This is a genomic window from Xanthobacter sp. DMC47, assembly GCF_056313845.1.
On sequence record NZ_JBQUZM010000007.1, the window covers coordinates 1 to 16,323 of the forward strand.

Annotated in this window: 16 protein-coding genes; 3 read left to right on the plus strand and 13 right to left on the minus strand. The window is 69.0% G+C overall.

All coding sequences use genetic code 11. The features are described 5' to 3' along the window. Positions 1-222 precede the first annotated feature (222 nt). Positions 223-1,116, plus strand: a complete 894-nt coding sequence (locus ACT54R_RS23520) for a DUF72 domain-containing protein (RefSeq protein WP_476330905.1) — start codon at positions 223-225, stop codon at positions 1,114-1,116. Here ACT54R_RS23520 and ACT54R_RS23525 read toward each other — a convergent pair. The 5 genes from ACT54R_RS23525 to ACT54R_RS23545 all read right to left on the minus strand — a co-directional run bounded on the left by ACT54R_RS23525 (position 1,097) and on the right by ACT54R_RS23545 (position 4,943). After that, positions 1,097-1,519 (minus strand): hypothetical protein, encoded by a 423-nt coding sequence (locus ACT54R_RS23525; protein ID WP_476330908.1) that lies wholly within the window; start codon positions 1,517-1,519, stop codon positions 1,097-1,099. The genes ACT54R_RS23520 and ACT54R_RS23525 overlap by 20 nt on opposite strands. A gap of 108 nt (positions 1,520-1,627) precedes the next feature. Further along, complete coding sequence (locus ACT54R_RS23530) at positions 1,628-2,497, minus strand: type 1 glutamine amidotransferase (RefSeq protein ID WP_476330911.1); 870 nt, start codon at positions 2,495-2,497, stop codon at positions 1,628-1,630. A gap of 81 nt (positions 2,498-2,578) precedes the next feature. Next, positions 2,579-3,475, minus strand: coding sequence for a DMT family transporter (locus tag ACT54R_RS23535; protein ID WP_476330914.1), 897 nt, complete (start codon positions 3,473-3,475; stop codon positions 2,579-2,581). 8 nt (positions 3,476-3,483) lie between these two features. Beyond that, positions 3,484-4,236, minus strand: coding sequence for an SDR family NAD(P)-dependent oxidoreductase (locus ACT54R_RS23540; protein WP_476330917.1), 753 nt, complete (start codon positions 4,234-4,236; stop codon positions 3,484-3,486). A gap of 215 nt (positions 4,237-4,451) precedes the next feature. Then, the gene (locus tag ACT54R_RS23545) at positions 4,452-4,943 is read right to left on the minus strand and encodes a MarR family winged helix-turn-helix transcriptional regulator (protein ID WP_024281356.1); all 492 of its coding nucleotides are present in this window, start codon (positions 4,941-4,943) and stop codon (positions 4,452-4,454) included. A 187-nt stretch (positions 4,944-5,130) separates the two neighbouring features. Between ACT54R_RS23545 and ACT54R_RS23550 the strand changes: the two genes are divergently transcribed. After that, the gene (locus ACT54R_RS23550) at positions 5,131-6,498 is read left to right on the plus strand and encodes a flavin monoamine oxidase family protein (protein WP_476330920.1); all 1,368 of its coding nucleotides are present in this window, start codon (positions 5,131-5,133) and stop codon (positions 6,496-6,498) included. Between the two features lie 234 nt (positions 6,499-6,732). On the opposite strand, the gene phoB is transcribed toward ACT54R_RS23550, so the two are convergent. The 7 genes from phoB to phoR all read right to left on the minus strand — a co-directional run bounded on the left by phoB (position 6,733) and on the right by phoR (position 13,491). Then, entirely contained in the window at positions 6,733-7,434 is a 702-nt protein-coding gene (gene phoB, locus ACT54R_RS23555; RefSeq protein ID WP_476330923.1) for a phosphate regulon transcriptional regulator PhoB, read from the minus strand. Positions 7,435-7,501: 67 nt separating this feature from the next. Next, on the minus strand, positions 7,502-8,233 hold the full coding sequence (phoU, locus tag ACT54R_RS23560; protein WP_476330926.1) for a phosphate signaling complex protein PhoU: 732 nt from the start codon (positions 8,231-8,233) through the stop codon (positions 7,502-7,504). Positions 8,234-8,253: 20 nt separating this feature from the next. After that, positions 8,254-9,078 carry a phosphate ABC transporter ATP-binding protein PstB gene (gene pstB / locus ACT54R_RS23565; protein WP_476330929.1) on the minus strand — a complete coding sequence of 275 codons (825 nt, stop codon included), beginning with the start codon at positions 9,076-9,078 and terminating at the stop codon, positions 8,254-8,256. 84 nt (positions 9,079-9,162) lie between these two features. Further along, positions 9,163-9,996 carry a phosphate ABC transporter permease PstA gene (pstA, locus tag ACT54R_RS23570; RefSeq protein WP_476330932.1) on the minus strand — a complete coding sequence of 278 codons (834 nt, stop codon included), beginning with the start codon at positions 9,994-9,996 and terminating at the stop codon, positions 9,163-9,165. Between the two features lie 17 nt (positions 9,997-10,013). After that, complete coding sequence (gene pstC, locus ACT54R_RS23575) at positions 10,014-10,991, minus strand: phosphate ABC transporter permease subunit PstC (protein ID WP_476330935.1); 978 nt, start codon at positions 10,989-10,991, stop codon at positions 10,014-10,016. A 99-nt stretch (positions 10,992-11,090) separates the two neighbouring features. After that, a complete protein-coding gene (gene pstS, locus ACT54R_RS23580) occupies positions 11,091-12,131 on the minus strand; it encodes a phosphate ABC transporter substrate-binding protein PstS (RefSeq protein WP_476330938.1) in 1,041 nt (346 codons plus the stop codon). A 121-nt stretch (positions 12,132-12,252) separates the two neighbouring features. Further along, positions 12,253-13,491 (minus strand): phosphate regulon sensor histidine kinase PhoR, encoded by a 1,239-nt coding sequence (phoR, locus tag ACT54R_RS23585; protein WP_476330941.1) that lies wholly within the window; start codon positions 13,489-13,491, stop codon positions 12,253-12,255. A 973-nt stretch (positions 13,492-14,464) separates the two neighbouring features. Between phoR and ACT54R_RS23590 the strand changes: the two genes are divergently transcribed. Next, the gene (locus ACT54R_RS23590; protein WP_476330944.1) at positions 14,465-15,097 is read left to right on the plus strand and encodes a hypothetical protein; all 633 of its coding nucleotides are present in this window, start codon (positions 14,465-14,467) and stop codon (positions 15,095-15,097) included. 7 nt (positions 15,098-15,104) lie between these two features. On the opposite strand, the gene ACT54R_RS23595 is transcribed toward ACT54R_RS23590, so the two are convergent. Beyond that, on the minus strand, positions 15,105-15,923 hold the full coding sequence (locus ACT54R_RS23595; RefSeq protein WP_476330947.1) for an exodeoxyribonuclease III: 819 nt from the start codon (positions 15,921-15,923) through the stop codon (positions 15,105-15,107). Positions 15,924-16,323 lie beyond the last annotated feature (400 nt).

The window sequence follows — 16,323 nt, forward strand, 5'->3', positions numbered from 1 at the left end:
CTGCAAAGCACATGCGCATAATGCCCTATCCACATCCCAAAAGCCCCCGACCCTAAACAGGCGGGGGCTTTTGTGTGCCTACCGGGTCCTTGGCTTGGTGGTTGATCGACACTCCCGTTTCGGCCGGTCCAGGTCCGGCGCACTGATGTCCAGCCTCCGATTTCCCGGCGCAAGCCATCGCGGCGAACCGAACCCTTCACCGGCAATCGCCGTTGATGGCGCATGGATGTGCGAGTCGGACTCTCGGGCTGGACCTATGCCCCGTGGGCGGGCCACTTCTACCCCACCGGACTGCCGGCGCGGCGCCAACTCGCCTATGCCGCGTCGATGTTCCGCGCGCTCGAGGTCAACGGCTCCTTCTACCGGCTGCAGACCCCTCGGACCTACGCGCGCTGGGCCGAAGAGACGCCGGACGATTTCCTCTTCGCCCTCAAGGGGCCGCGCTACATCACGCACCTGCGCCGGCTGGAGGACATCGAAACGCCGCTGGCCAATTTCTTCGCGTCCGGCGTGCTCGCCCTGAAGCAGAAGCTCGGCCCCCTCCTCTGGCAGTTCCCGCCAAACCTGCCGTTCGACGCGCGGATGGAAGCGTTCCTCCAGTGCCTGCCCCGGGACACCGAACAGGCCGCCAGCCTCGCTCGCGGACGCGATGCACGGCTCGACGGCCGGGCTCTGACGCAAACCGATGCTGTGCGTCCCCTCCGCCACGCCGTGGAAATCCGCCATGAGAGCTTCCTCACCGAAGACTTCGTCGCGCTGCTGCGCGCCCACGGGGTCGCCCTGGTGATTGCCGATTCGGTGGAGTGGCCCTGCCGCATGGATCTGACGGCGGATTTCGTCTACTGCCGGCTGCACGGCTCTTCCGAACTCTATCGCAGCCGCTATGAGCCGGATGCGCTCGACCTCTGGGCCAGACGGGTTCGCGCCTGGACCCGGGGACATCCGGCGCCCAAGGCCCGGATGATCTCGAAGACGCCCGCGCCACCACAGCCCCGGGACGTCTTCGTCTTCTTCGACAATACGGACAAAAGGCATGCGCCGGAGGATGCGCAGGCGCTGGCAGCGCGGCTGGGCGTCCGTCGGCCCGCGGCCGAAGCTATTTCGCGGAAAGCGTGAAGGTTCCGCAGGCGGCGGATACATAGTCCGGCAGGCTGTCAGCCCAGCACAGCTCGATGCGCGTGCCGTCGACGGTGCCGAACCCGGAGCCGAAGGAATCGGAGAAGATGAAGCTCTTCCCGTCCATCTGGAACACGCCGGCGAACGGCGCCTCCTTGCCGCCGGTGCCGATGACGACGCCCGCAAACGCGCGCCCGTCCTGCATCTCGATCCGGTAGGAAATGACCTTCTCGTCCTTGTAGAGCGTGAGCTTGGACGGGTCGAAGAACGGCCCCTTGCCCATGCGGGCGGCGGCGAAATCGCCGTTGCTGGCCCAGTTTCCGACGACGCGCGGCGCGTCGGCGGCCTGCGCCGCGAGCGTTCCGGCCGCCAGCAGCAGCCCTGCAGCGAAAATGGTCTTCATGGTGCCCCTCCCAAACCGGCGGCTCAGCATCCGCATCGGCTCCGCCGTCGCGGCAAGTCTCGCCGCAACGCGGGTCAGGCACAATTGCCAAGGTCGCGATGGAGGGCTTCAGCCCCGATTGCGGCGGGCGCGGCCGGGGAGCACCTGGTGGGTGATCCAGTTGGCGATCTCGAGGGTGCGCACATCCTTGCGGATCACCGCGCCATCGATGCCGTGACGCCAGGCCAGCGCCACATTGCCGGGCTCGCGCTCGAAATGCTCCAGGTCGGCGATGAAGGCGGCCTCTTCCTCCTCGTCGGGGAAGAAGCCCTCCGCGACCAGCGAGGGCTGGAGCCGGCGGAAGATGGCGGCCATCTCGCGGAAGGGATATTCGGGGTGATACTGCACCCCCCAGCACGTGGTGCGCCCCACCGGAATCTCCGCCGCCTGCACCACCGAATGGTCGTTGCTGGCGAGCAGACGCGCCCCCTCGGGCAGCGTTTCCACCTCGTCGAGATGCACGGTCATGGCCTCGAACACGGCGGGCTTGCCGTCGAACATGGGGTGCGCGGCGCCGTCCACCGTCATGCGGATGCGCCGGCCGAAGCCCACCTCCCGCCCGCGGGGATTGCGCCGCACGGCGCCGCCCGCCGCCACGGTGAGCAATTGCAGGCCCCAGCAACTGCCGAAGACGGGCACGTCCGTGGTGAAGGCGGTGCGCATCAGCTCGATCTGCTGCGTGATCTCGGGGCCGCCGTGATAGATGTTCAGCGAGGAGCCGGTGATGGCGATGCCGTCATAGCCTTCGAGGCCCCCCGCGTCGGGCAGGTTCGCGCCGGCATCGGCGGGGTAGCAGATGTCCACCGTCACCGTGCCCGGGAACAGCTCGCGCAGCAGCTGCGCATAGCCCTCGCTCGCCGCCTGTCCGCCGAAAGCCACCTGCCGCGCGCGGGCCTCCGCGGTGTTTCCTTCGACGACGAGAAGACGGGCGGCGCTCATGATGATCCTGCGAGCTGGGAAGAGTGAGGCCCAGCATAAGGTGCAATTTGACGAAACAGAGAAGGCTTTCGCTTTATTCGGTCAATGGGGCCGCATCTGCGCGTCGCGCACCAGAAGATAGGCACCCGAGGCGATGACGATGGCGGCACCGGCCAGCGTCCACAGGCTCGGCACCTGGCCGAACACCAGCCACCCGAGCGCGATCATGCTCAGGATCTGCGTGTAGATATAGGGCGCGAGCGTCGCCGCCGGCGCCCGCGCATGGGCGAGGATCAGCACGAAATGGCCCGCGCCGGCCACCGCGCCGAGGCCGACCATGGCGCCGATCACCGCCGGGTCGCGCGGTGTTTCCCACACGAAGGGCAGGGGGATGCTGGCCACCACCGAGCCGACGAGCGCGGTGTAGAACAGCGTCGTCTTGCTGGCGTCCGTGCGCGCCAGCATGCGGGTGGTGATGGAATAAAGCGCGTAGGTAGCCGCCGCCACCAGCGAGAGGACGGCGGCTGGATGGATGCCCCCGGCCCCCGGCCGCACCACCAGCAGGATGCCGGCGAAGCCCACGATGATGGCGAGCCAGCGCTCCAGCCCCACCCGCTCCCCCAGCAGCGGCCCGGCAAACAGCGCCACGAAGAAGGGGATGGAGAACATGATGGAGACGGTCTGGTCCAGCTGCAGGAACTGGAGGGCCGTGAAATTCAATGCCGTGGTGGCGAACAGCAGGGCCGAGCGGACGATCTGCAGCCCCGGCCGCTTGGTGCGCATCAGCCCCGGCACGGTCCACGGGTTGAACACCACCAGCGACAAGGCGAAGTGGATGACATAGCGCGCCCACACCACGATCAGCACATTGATGTGGGCGCTCAGCCATTTGGCCGTGGTGTCGGTCAGCGCGAAGCTCATCACCGCGAGGCACATGAGCGCGATGCCGACGAGCGGCGCCGGGGCGGGCGTGACGTGACTGTCTCCCGGCGCGCGCATGGCGGTCCTCAATAGGTGGCGCGGCCGCCGGACAGGTCGAACACCGCGCCCGTGGTGAAGGAGCAATCGGCCGAGGCGGCGAAGGCGATGGTCGCGGCCACCTCGTCCACCTGCACGAAGCGCCCGCGCGGGATCTTGGAGAGCATGTAGTCGATGTGCTGCTGGCTCATCTGGTCGAAGATGGCGGTGCGCGCGGCGGCGGGCGTCACGCAGTTCACTGCGATGTCGAATTCGGCCAGCTCCTTGCCCAGCGACTTGGTGAGGGCGATCACGCCCGCCTTCGAGGCCGAATAGGCCGAGGCGTTGGGGTTGCCCTCCTTGCCGGCGATGGAGGCGACATTGACGATGCGCCCGTATTTCTGCGCGATCATGTGCGGCGCCACGGCGCGGCAGCAGAAGAAGGGGCCGTCGAGATTGATGGCCATCACCTTCTTCCATTCCGCTTCGGGATAGTCCCACACCTTGTGGTTCGCCCCGGCGACGCCGGCATTGTTCACGAGGATGTCGATGCGGCCGAATTCGGCATGCACCTCGGCCACCGCGCGCTCCACGTCGGCGAGGCGGCTGACGTCGACGGTGACGGGCATCACGCGGGCGCGGCCCAGTTCGTCGGCGGTCTTCACCACGAGGTCGGTGTCGCGATCGAAGATGGCGACGCGGGCGCCGGAGGCGAGAAAGCGCTCCACCACGGCGCGGCCGATGCCCTGCGCACCGCCGGTGACGATGGCGAAGCGGTCCTTGAGATCGATGGCGTTGGACATGTTTCCCCCGGTGCGGCGCCGGATCTGGCCGGCGTTCTGAGGTTTTTTCCGTTGGCGCGGCGGCTTTTGCCGGTGTGTGGCTTTAATCGATTGAAAAACCGATCAGCCAACGCATAGCGCGGGACGGGCCGGGAGAAAAGGGCGGTCAGGCGCATGGTCGCGCAGCGCTCCATGCGCCGGGCGCAAGGCCGGTGGCGTGAGGGGGCGGACGACCCTCAGGCGTCCTCGTCCTCGTCGCCGGGCTCGGCCTCATCGTCGAGGCCGCCGTCGGCGCCGAGCCGCAGGGCGAGATTCTTCTCCACCTTGCGCAGAAGCTTGCGCAGCCGCTTCTTCTCCTTGCTGTCGAGGCCGACCACCATCTCGGCCTCCAGCTGGTCCCACACATGGTCGATGGAGGCGCCGCGCTCGCGGCCGGCATCGGTGAGGAAGACGCGCACGAGGCGGCCGTCGCCGTCGGTGGCGCGGCGCTCCACGAGGCCCTGGGTGGTGAGGCGGGCGATGGTCTTGGAGGCGGTGGGCGGACGCACCCGCAGCGCCGAGGCGAGATCGCCCATGGTGCGGCCGTCGGCCTCGCACAGCAGCTTGAGCACGGATTCCTGCCCCGGAAACAGCCCGAGACCGGCGAGGAGACGGGCCGACAGCGCCTTCTGCAGCCGCGCCGTGTGGGTGAGCCTGTAGCCGATGGTCTTCTGAACCGGGTCTTTCATGGGTCTCCCCGCCCTTCCTGAGCGCGAGCGGGGCGGCCCGTCCGCGCGCCCCTTTATCCACATGCCGGCTTACAATTTTGCGAAGGTTGGAGCGGAAAACGCCGGAAAGTCCGTGTTGTCGCGCGTTTACCGCTGAGGGCGGCCCGCCCTCTCGCCCCGCTCTGCGCCCCATGGTAGCGTTCCGCCCGTGACCGGACCCGATCGCCTTTCCCTTTCCCGCCGCGCGCTGCTGGCCCGTGGTGCCGCGCTGGCGGCTGCGCCGCTCGCCGGCCTGAGCCTCGCGACCTCGCGCGCGCTCGGCCAGCAGATCGAGGCGGATGTCATCATCATCGGTGCCGGAGCCGCCGGCATCGCCGCCGCGCGGCGCATCGCCGAGGCCGGGCGCAGCTATGTGCTGCTGGAGGCCGGCAAGCAGGTGGGCGGCCGCACGGTGACAGACACCAGTCAGTTCGGCGTGCCGTTCGACCTCGGCGCGCCGCGCCTCAACATGCCGGCGGCGCGCCCCATGGCCGCCTTCGGCCGGGCCGAGGGGCTCGACATCTATCGCGCGCCGGAGGGCGGCCGGCTCTATGTGAACGGGCGCGAGGCGGGCGATACCGATTACGAGGATTTCGTCGCCACCGTGCGCCGGGGCGAGCGAGCCATCGTCGCCGCGGGCGACGCCAACCGCGACATGGCCGCCTCCCGTGCCCTGCCGGACCTCGGGCCGTGGGGGCCGAGCGCCCGCTTCGTCCTCGGCCCGTTCAACTGCGCCAAGGAGCTGGATCAGGTCTCCACCGTGGACGTGTCCCGCGCCGACGAGCGCGAGAGCGAGGACATCTGCCGGCAGGGGGTGGGCACGCTGGTGGCGCAGCTCGCCCGGCCGCTCACGGTGCGGCTCGAGGTGGTGGCGCGGTCCATCGACCTCAGCCCGCGCCTCGTCTCGGTGCAGACCAGCAAGGGCAGCGTGACCGGCCGCACGGTGATCGTCGCGGTGCCGCCGAGCGTCATCGCCGCCGGCAAGCTGCGCATCGGGCCGAACCTGCCGCCGCGCTATCGCACGGCGATCGAGAAGATCACGCTCGGCGCTTTCGACCACATCGGTTTCCGGATGCCGCGCAATCCCGGCAATCTCGGCGCCGACGAACTGATCTATTTCCGCGCCGACGGCTCGCGCGCCTATGCCCTGCGCGCCCGCATCGGCGGCACCGATCTCTACAGCCTGGAGGTGGGCGGCGACGTGGCCGCCGGCCTCGCCGACAGCCCGCCCGAGGCCGCCGCCGCCTTCGTGAAGGCGGCGCTGACGCGCGAGTTCGGGGCGGATGCGGCGGCGCGCGTGACCAAGGTGTTCGCCACCCGCTGGAGCAAGGAGCCGTGGGCGCTCGGCGCCTTCTCCTGCGCCCTGCCGGGCTTCGGCAACATGCGCCGCGCCTTCACAGAGACGGTGGGCGGGCGCCTCGTCTTCGCCGGCGAGCACACCCACGAGACCCTCTGGGGCACGGTGGGCGGCGCCTGGCTCTCGGGCGAGCGCGCCGCGAAGCAGGCGCTGGGGCTGCTGGGCGTGCGGACGGGGTGAGGGGGGCGGGCCGTACGGCCGTCTTCGCTTCTTCCCTTTTCAGGACCGTCATCGCCCGCCTCGTGCGGGCGATCCACTTATGGGCCGGAGGGGTGCCCGGATTTCGGACCACCCGGACGAGCGGACACGTGGATCCCCCGGACGAGCCGGGGGATGACGGTGCAAAAAGCCCGCGCGGCGCCTGAGCGAAGACAACGCCCTAAAGCCCGCCCTCCGCCTGAGCGAAAGCCGCGCTCAATGGGCGCGGGCGAACATCTCGTTGAAGGAATAGCCGGCACCGCGCACGGTGCGGATGGGGTCGGACTGGCGGCCGCGGTTGATGGCCTTGCGCAGGCGGCCCACGTGAACATCCACCGTGCGCTCGTCGATATAGACGTCCTGGCCCCACACGCCGTCGAGCAATTGCTCGCGGGAGAAGACGCGGCCGGGGCTCTGCATCAGGAATTCGAGCAGGCGGAACTCGGTGGGGCCGAGGTGGATCTCGCGCCCGCCGCGATGCACCCGGTGGGTCTCGCGGTCGAGCTCGATGTCCCCTGCGCGCAGGAGGGTCGCCACGTGCTCGGGCTTGGCCCGGCGCAGCAGGGCCCGCACGCGGGCGAGCAACTCGGGTACCGAGAACGGTTTCACAACATAGTCGTCGGCGCCGGTGGCGAGGCCGCGCACCCGCTCGGTCTCCTCTCCGCGGGCGGTGAGCATGATGACCGGCAGGCGCTCGGTCTCCGGCCGGGTGCGCAGGCGCCGGCACAGCTCGATGCCCGAAAGGCCGGGAAGCATCCAGTCGAGGATGATGAGATCCGGCACGCTTTCGCGCAGCCGGGTCTCGGCCTCGTCGCCGCGTCCCACGCTCTCGACGCCGTAGCCCTCCGACTCCAGATTGTACCGGAGCAGGAGGGTCAACGGCTCTTCATCCTCGACGATCAGAATACGCGCCGGCACTTTGCTCTATCCGTCACTATCGGGGCTCTGCGCCCCGTCTTCAGCGTGTGCGGGTCGCCTTTGGCGATCAGCTCTGAACGGTGGTGCGGCCCGGGAAGGGCAGGGTGGTATCGCTGGAGGCGTCCGCCTTCGGGCGGCTCTCCGGCAGGTTCTGGCCCGTCACCATGTAGTAGACGATCTCCGCGATGTTGGTCGCGTGGTCGCCGATACGCTCAATGTTCTTGGCGCAGAACAGGAGATGCGTGCACACGGAGATGTTGCGCGGGTCTTCCATCATGTAGGTGAGGAGCTCGCGGAACAGCGACGTGTACATGGTGTCGATGGCGCCGTCGCGGCCCCACACTTCCAGCGCCTTCGCCTCGTTGCGGGCGGCGTAGGCGTCGAGCACTTCCTTGAGCTGCTCGAGCACGAGGTCGGAGATGTGCTCCACCCCGCGCACCAGCTTCGCCGGATGGTACTCGCCCTCGATGGCGATGACGCGCTTGCCGACGTTCTTGGCGAGGTCGCCGATGCGCTCGAGGTCGTTGGCGATGCGGATGGCGGCGACGATCTCGCGCAGGTCGACGGCCACGGGCTGGCGCTTGGCGATGACCAGGATGGCCCGGTCCTCGATCTCGCGCTGCACCTGATCCACGGTCGCGTCGAGCAGCACCACCTTCTGGGCGAGGGCGGTGTCGCGGCGGATGAGGGACGTGACGCTGTCGGCGACCAGGCGCTCGGCCTGCCCGCCCATCTCGACGACCTTGCGGCCGATTTCCTTCAGCTCCTGATCGAAGGAGGCGACGATATGATCCGGCATCTCAGTGATCCTTCAATCGGTCAGCCGAAGCGGCCGGTGATGTAGTCGCGCGTCTTGATCTCCTTCGGATTGGTGAAGATCACGTCCGAGGGGGCCATCTCGATGAGCTCGCCCAGGTAGAAGAAGGCGGTCATGTCGGCGCAGCGCGCGGCCTGCTGCATGTTGTGGGTGACGATGACGATGGTGAAGTCCTGCTTCAGCTCGTCGATCAGGTCCTCGATCTTCGAGGTGGAGATGGGGTCGAGCGCCGAGGTGGGCTCGTCCAGCAGGATCACCTCGGGCTTCACCGCGATGGTGCGGGCGATGCACAGGCGCTGCTGCTGGCCGCCGGACATGCCGAGGGCCGAGGTGTGCAGGCGGTCCTTGGTCTCGTCCCAGATGGCGGCCTTGCGCAGGCACCATTCCACGCGCTCGTCCATCTGCGCCTTGGAGAGCTTCTCGTGCAGCTTCACGCCGAAGGCGATGTTGTCGTAGATGGACATGGGGAAAGGCGTGGGCTTCTGGAACACCATGCCGATGCGGGTGCGCACGATGGTGGGGTCCAGCTCCTTGCCGACGATGTTCACGCCGTCGAACATCACCGCGCCCTCGGCGCGCTGGCCGGGATAGAGATCGAACATGCGGTTGAACACGCGCAGCAGCGTGGACTTGCCGCAGCCCGACGGGCCGATCATGGCCGTCACGCGCTTCTCGGGAACCTGGAAGTTGATGTTCCGCAACGCGTGGTTGCTGCCGTAGTAGAACTGCAGGTTCTCCACCTTGATCTTGGCGGGAGCCTGCGGCGCGTCGGGCTTGGCCCCCACGGCGGACGCGAGATTGAAGGTGGGATCGACGGCTGAAGTCATCTTGTCCTCGCTTGGGCTTGTGGCCGTGCTTCGGAGGAAATGGAAGGGGCGGAGAGGCGGCGGGCCATGGCCCGCGCCTTGAAATCAGTGGCTGCGGGCCAGGAAGAGGCGGGAGGCCACGTTCAGCACCAGCACGCCCACCGTGATGAGCAGCGCGCCGGCCCAGGCGAGGGCCACCCAGTCGTCGAACGGGCTGCCGGCGAACTGGTAGATGGCGATGGGCAGGCTGGCCATGGGCTTCGACAGGTCGGTCGACATGGCGTTGTTGCCCAGCGAGGTGAACAGCAGCGGGGCGGTCTCGCCGGCGGCGCGGGCGATGGCCAAAAGCACGCCGGTGACGATGCCGGCGCGGGCCGCCCGCCAGGTGATGAACATGACCACCTTCCACTGCGGCGCGCCGAGCGCGAAGGCGGCTTCGCGCAGGCCCACCGGAACGAGGTTCAGCATGTCCTCGGTGGTGCGCACGATGACCGGGATCACCAGGATGGCGAGGGCGATGGCACCGGCCCAGCCGGAGAAGCCGCCGAGCGGCACCACCAGCAAAGTGTAGATGAACAGGCCGACCAGGATGGACGGCGCCGACAGCAGGATGTCGTTCACGAAGCGGGCGGCGGCGCCGATCTTGGTGCCCTTGCCGTTCTCGGCGAGGAAGGTGCCGCAGAAGATGCCGATGGGGCCGCCGATGGCCATGGCGATGGCGATCTGGATCAGCGAGCCGACGATGGCATTGAGAAGGCCGCCCCCCTGGCCCGGCGGCTTGGTGACCTGGGTGAAGACGTTGGTGCCCAGCGCGGGCAGGCCGCGCGAGAGCAGGGTCCAGAGGATCCAGCCCAGCAGGAACAGGGCGAAGACGGCGAAGCCGGTGGATACCGCCTTGACGGTCTTGTCGACGGCGCGGCGCGCAGCGAGGGAAGCCATGACGTTCGAGCCCCCGATCAGTCGAGCCGCGAGCGCACGAGCGCCCGGGACAGTGCAAGGACGATGAAGGAGATCACGAACAGGATGAAGCCGAGCTGCAGGAGCGAGGTGAGCTTCAGCGACCCGATCGGGGCCTCGGGGAATTCGTTGGCGATGGTGGAGGCGATGGTGGCTCCCGGCGCGAACAGGGAGGCGGACATGCGCGTCGCGTTGCCGATGACGAAGGTCACGGCCATGGTCTCGCCCAGAGCGCGGCCGAGGCCAAGCATGATGGCGCCCACCATGGCGGTCTTGCCGTAGGGCACGGAGACGTTCTTGTAGACCTCGTAGGTGGTCGCGCCGATGCCGTAGGCGGATTCCTTCAGCATGGGCGGCACGCTCTCGAGCGTCTCGACGAACATGGCAGTGATGAAGGGCAGGATCATCACGGCGAGGATGAGGCCGGCGGTGAGCATGCCGGAGCCGAGCGGCGGGCCGGCGAACAGCGCGCCGATCACCGGGATGTCGCCGAACAGGTCGATCAGGGGCGGCTGCACGTAGGCCGCCATCAGCGGGACGATGACGAAGAAGCCCCACATGCCGTAGATGATGGACGGCACGGCGGCGAGCAGCTGCACCGCGACGCCGATGGGCCGCTTGAGCGGCTGGGGCGCGATCTCGGTGAGGAAGAAGGCGATGCCGAAGGAGAGCGGCAGCGCCACGATCACCGCGATGATGGCGGAGAACAGCGTGCCGTAGATCATCACCAGGGCGCCGAAATTCTCGGTCACCGGGTTCCAGGCGGACGACCAGATGAAGTCCAGCCCGAAGTGCTGGAGGGCCGGCAGGCCGCCCTTGAACAGCTCGGCGATGATGAGCCCGAGCAGGATCAGGACGAAGATGCCGCTCGCCCAGAGGAGGCCGATGAAGATCGGATCGGCGATCCGCCCCGTTCCCTTGGCCTTGCTGATGGGCTCTGCCGAGCCAGACCGCATGCCTTCCACCGTCGCGTCCATTTTATCCCCTGCCCCGGCTTGTCGATGCGTGCGCTACCGGACCTGTCACCTTAAGGAAAAGCGCCGCCCTCTTTGGGAGGGCGGCGCGATCGCGTCGGATCAGAGGACGGGCTTGCCGTCCGGGCCCTTCACTTCGGCCTTGAAGGCGGCCTTCACCTGCTCGACCACCGCCGCGGGCAGCGGGATGTAGTGCAGGTTCTCGGCGATGTCGGCGCCTTCCTTGGTGTAGGCCCACTCGAAGAACTTCATCACTTCGCGGGAAGCCTCGACGTTGGTCGGGTTCTTCGGCAGCAGGATGTAGGTGGGGGAGACGATCGGCCAAGCCTCGGGGGCCGGGGCGTCGATCATGGAAGCGGCGAAGTCCTTGGCGCCCTTCCAGTCGGCGGAGGCGGCGGCGGCCTGGAAGCCGGCGACCTCGGGGCTGACGAACTTGCCGGCCTTGTTCTGCAGCTGGGTCACGACCAGCTTGTTGGCGGCGGCGTAGATGAACTCGACGTAGCCGATGCCGCCCTTGGTGTTCTTGACGGTGCCGGTGACACCCTCGTTACCCTTGGCGCCGGCGCCGGTGGGCCACTGGACCGAGGTGGCAGAGCCGACCTTGGACTTCCAGTCGGGGCTGACGGCCGACAGGTAGGCGGTGAAGATGGAGGTCGTGCCCGAAGAGTCCGAACGATAGACCGGGACGATGGCGTTCGCGGGCAGGGTCACGCCGGGGTTCAGGTCGGCGATGGCCTTGTCGTTCCACTTGGTGATCTTGCCGAGATAGATGTCGGCGAGCACCGGGCCGGTGAGCTTGAGCTGGTTGGTGGCGATGCCGTCGAGGTTGACGGTGGCGACCACCGAGCCGATCACGGTCGGGAACTGCAGCAGGTTGTTGGCGGCGAGCTTCTCGCCGGGGACCGTCGCGTCGGAGGCGCCGAAGTCCACCGTGCGGTTGATGATCTGGTTCTGGCCGCCGCCGGAGCCGATCGACTGGTAGTTCAGCGTGGAGCCGGTCTTCTCTTTGAACTTCGCGCCCCAGGACTGGTAGACGGGGGCGGGGAAGGACGCGCCAGCGCCGGTGAAATCGACAGCCTGGGCGCTGCCGGCAAACAGCGAGCCGGCTACGGCGATCACGCCGAGAGCGGTGGTGAGCTTCAAGATATCTCTCCTTGCCAAATCGGTTGCCGCTCCGGCAGGCGCCGGGGCAACTCTGGGCTCAGGACTCTTAGCCCCGGCGCGCCAAGGTTCTATGACGCGTGCGTGACACGGGCATGACAGCCTAGGTCTTTGCTTTTTCTAACATTTGTTCCGGGTTCGGCAAAGTATCCAGGCGTACGGAGAAGATTGCGCCCCGGCCCAGCTCGCTTTCCACGGTGAGCCGGCCACGGTGGCGGGCGACGATATGCTTGACGATGGCGAGCCCGAGCCCCGTACCGCCCTGGTCGCGGCTGGCCGCCACGTCCACCCGGTAGAAGCGCTCGGTGAGGCGCGGCAGGTGCTCCGGCGCGATGCCCGGGCCGAAGTCCTGCACGCTCACCACGGCGGTACCGTTCTCGCGGGCGAGCCGCACCTGCACCGTCTTGCCGGCGGCGCCGTACTTGAGGGCGTTCTCCACCAAATTCTCGAACAGGCGGATCAGCTCGTCGCGATCGCCGAGGATTTCCAGGTCGCCGGACTCGCGCACCTGCTCCAGCTCCACCCCGCGGTCACGGGCGAGGGGGGAGAGGGTGTCGCAGACGTGGGCGATGATGGCGCCGAGGTCCACCTTGGTTTGCGGCTGGACGTGGGCGTTCAGTTCGATGCGCGAGAGCGAGAGCAGATCGTCGATGAGGCGCGACATGCGCCGGGCCTGCGCCGACATGATGGCGAGGAAGCGCTCGCGGGCCGGCGTGTCGTTGCGCGCCGGGCCCTGCAGCGTCTCGATGAAGCCCGAGAGGGACGCGAGGGGCGTGCGCAGCTCGTGGCTGGCGTTGGCCACGAAGTCCGCCCGCATCTGCTCCACCCGGCGCTGCTGGGTGAGGTCGCGGAAGGTCAGCAGCACCGCGTCGGGCGCGCGCTCGGGGGAGACGTGCAGCCGGAGCGGCACCACATGGGCTTCCAGCCAGCGGTCGAGGGGGATGCGCTCGGCGAACTCCACCCGCCGGGGCACGCCGTCCGCCGCCGCCGCGCGCACCGCGTCCAGCACCTCCGGCACGCGCACCACGAAGGAGAGGGGATCGCCCACCCGCGTCGGGCCGAGCGCCAGGGCGACCCGCTGGTTGGCGGTGATGATGTTGCCGGCGGCCGAGAGCAGCAGCGCCGGCTCGGGCAGCGCCGCCACCACCGCGCAGGCCTGGGAATCCCGCGACGGGGGCGGCTGCGGCGGGGGCAGGGGCGTCACCACGGGAAGCGGCGCCGGCGGCGCTGTCCGCAGCGACAGCCAGAGCGCCACCAGCAGCGCCGCCAGGACGATCGCCAGCAGCGGTTCGAGCACGCCGGCGGCGGCGCCGCCGATGACCACCGCGGCGATGGCGCCCACCAGCGCGAGGCTCCGCCGTCCGCTCCGGCCACTTGGCGCAGCAAACGGGGATATACCCAGGCTCGGCTGGGCGGGGGGCGCAGCCGCGGGCGGAGAGGCAGCTGCGGCGGCCGCGACCGCGGGTTCCGGCAGGGGGGCGGGGGCAGGCCCGCTCTCGGGCAGCGGGCTGGTCGTCGCCGCTGGCGCCGCCGGGGGCGTCGCCGACAAGGACGAGGCGGGCAGGGGCACGCCGGGGAGGGACATGGCCGGCAGGGACATAGCGGGGAGGGATGCCGCCGGACTGGAAGGCGCAGGCGAGGGCGCGGTGGAGGCGGGCGTCAGCACCGGCGTTTCGGCCGCCTGCGCACGCCGCTCGGCCGCGCGCGGCGCCCGCACGGGCTTGCCCGCCTCGCGCTTCTCCGGCTCGCGGCTCCCGGGCTCGCGTGCGCCGGCCTCGCGTCCTTCAGCTTCGCGACCCTCCTGCGCTGGCCCTTCCGGCATCATTCTGGCGCGCCCTCCTTTTCGCGTCATCCTACACGGCCTCGCTGCTTCTTCCCGGCGCATTTCGCGGCCGCCTGTCCACCCGTCCACCTGTGGCGAATCGCCCCGGTCCGGCAGCCCTTTGGTTGGGGGGTGATGCTCGCGCCCCTCCAAGAAGGCATTACGACAACCAACCCTCCGGATATTTGATCGAGCGCGATTTTCGCCAGTCCTGCGCCACCCGCCCACGCGGGTGGGTTGCGCCGGCGGCCCGGGTCGCGTCTGCTGCGCCATACCGTTGCATCAGGTGCCTCTGGGGCATTCCCCGAGGCGTTTGGAAAGGCGTGTCGGGCCGACATGCCCTTGCCCAACGGTCAGGTCCATCTGGTATGACGGGCCGGGGGCGGAGGAGTTGACGATGGGTCATGATTGCCGGCGCCAAGCGGGCGGATGCGGCCGCCGCCGTGCCGTCACGGGTCTTTCAGGGCCGGTCTTCACCCTTGCGGCCGGGGTGATGGCCCTGGCCCTGCTGCCGCCGGTCTCCCCGGCCCGCGCCGATCCCGTGCCCCTGCCCAGCACCGACTTCGCCCTGAAGGCGGACCTCAAGCGCGGCGGCACCGTCGACATCGCCCACAGCGGGGGCCGGATGCGGGTGGAGATCCAGAAGCCCAACATTCCCGGCAGCATGGTGGGCATCATCGACCTGAAGGCGCGCAGCATGGTGGTGCGCACCCCCAACCTGCCCAACATGGCGGTGGAGATCGAGCTGCCGCCGGAATACGTGCTCGGTGCCCTCTCCGGCACCGGCCTCAGGGTGGGCGAGGACACGGTGGCGGGGGAGCCCTGCGACGTGTGGAAGGTCGATCCGCAGATGAAATCGGTCCTCGGCCCCACCACCGCCTGCATCACGCCGGACGGCATCGCCCTGCGCACGGTGGTGGAGATCAAGGGCGCGAAGCACACGGTGTTCGAGGCGACATCCCTCGCGCGCGCGCCGCAGGACCAGAAGCAGTTCCAGTTGCCGCCCGGAATTCAGGTGATGAAGGTGCCCAAGGGCAAGATCGGCGCGGCACTCGGCATTCCCGGCCTCGGCGGGCCGGCGGAAACGCCCCTGACGCCCCCCGCCCCATCGCCCGCGAAGCCCTGAGGGGCCTCTACGCGAAGGTCATCGCCACGGGGACGTGATCGGACGGCTTTTCCCAGCCGCGCGCGTCCTTCAGCACGGTCATGGCGCGGGCGGCGGGCGCAAGGCCCTGCGACGCCCAGACATGGTCGAGGCGGCGGCCGCGGTCGTTCGCCGTGTAGTCGGGCGAGCGGTAGCTCCACCAGGTGAAGAGCTTCTCCTGCGGCGGCACGAAGCGGCGCATCACGTCCACCCACGGGCCGGACGCCTGGAACGCGGCAAGCCGCTCCACCTCGACCGGGGTATGGCTGACCACGGTGAGCAGCTGCTTGTGGTTCCACACGTCGGTCTCGAGCGGAGCGATGTTGAGGTCGCCCACCACGATGGCGTGCGCGCTGCCGGCGGCATGGGCCTTCAGCGGCGCCCAGGTGGTGATCTCGTCGAGGAAGGCGAGCTTGTGGGCGAACTTGGGGTTCAGCTCCGGGTCCGGCACGTCGCCGCCGGCCGGCACGTAGAAATTATGGATGGTGAGCGGCTGGCCGAGCGCATGGGCGCCATCGAGCGTCACCGCGATGTGGCGGGCATCGCCCTTGCCGCAGAAATTGCCCTTCTCCACCTGCGCGAAAGGGCGCTTGGAGAACGTCGCCACCCCATGCCAGCCCTTCTGCCCGTTCAGCGCGATGTGGGGAAAGCCCATGTCACGGATGGCGTTGAGGGGAAACTTGTCGTCCTGGCACTTGGTCTCCTGCAGGCACAGCACATCCGGCTGCAGCCGCTCCACGGCGGCGCGCACGATGTCGAGGCGGATGCGGACGGAATTGATGTTCCAGGTGCAGACGGTGAGGGACACGGGCAATGGCAGACTGAAAAAGGACGGGAAGATCGAGGCTTACACCTGCGCGGGCGGGGGAGGCAAGGCGGGGCACCGAGGGGCGTGCGTCAGGGCGAACCCAACCCCTCACCCCCGGCCCCTCTCCAGCAAGGGGAGAGGGGAGGCTCCTACCAGGAGATTTGGGACCAGCGAGAGCGGTCCGTCCCTTCTCCCCTTGCGGGAGAAGGTGGCACGCGGCGGCGCCGCGTGACGGATGAGGGGGCGGTTCAGGCTGAACGGGCGGCAGAAGCCTCCGCAGCCGGACCTGCCGGAGACCCGGCCGACGGACTCTTCGCGATGGCTGCGACGCGGGCGCAGAAGGTCTTCAAAAGAGGGCCGTCGATCTCGGCCAGCGACTGCACGGTGCGCTCCGGCTGAC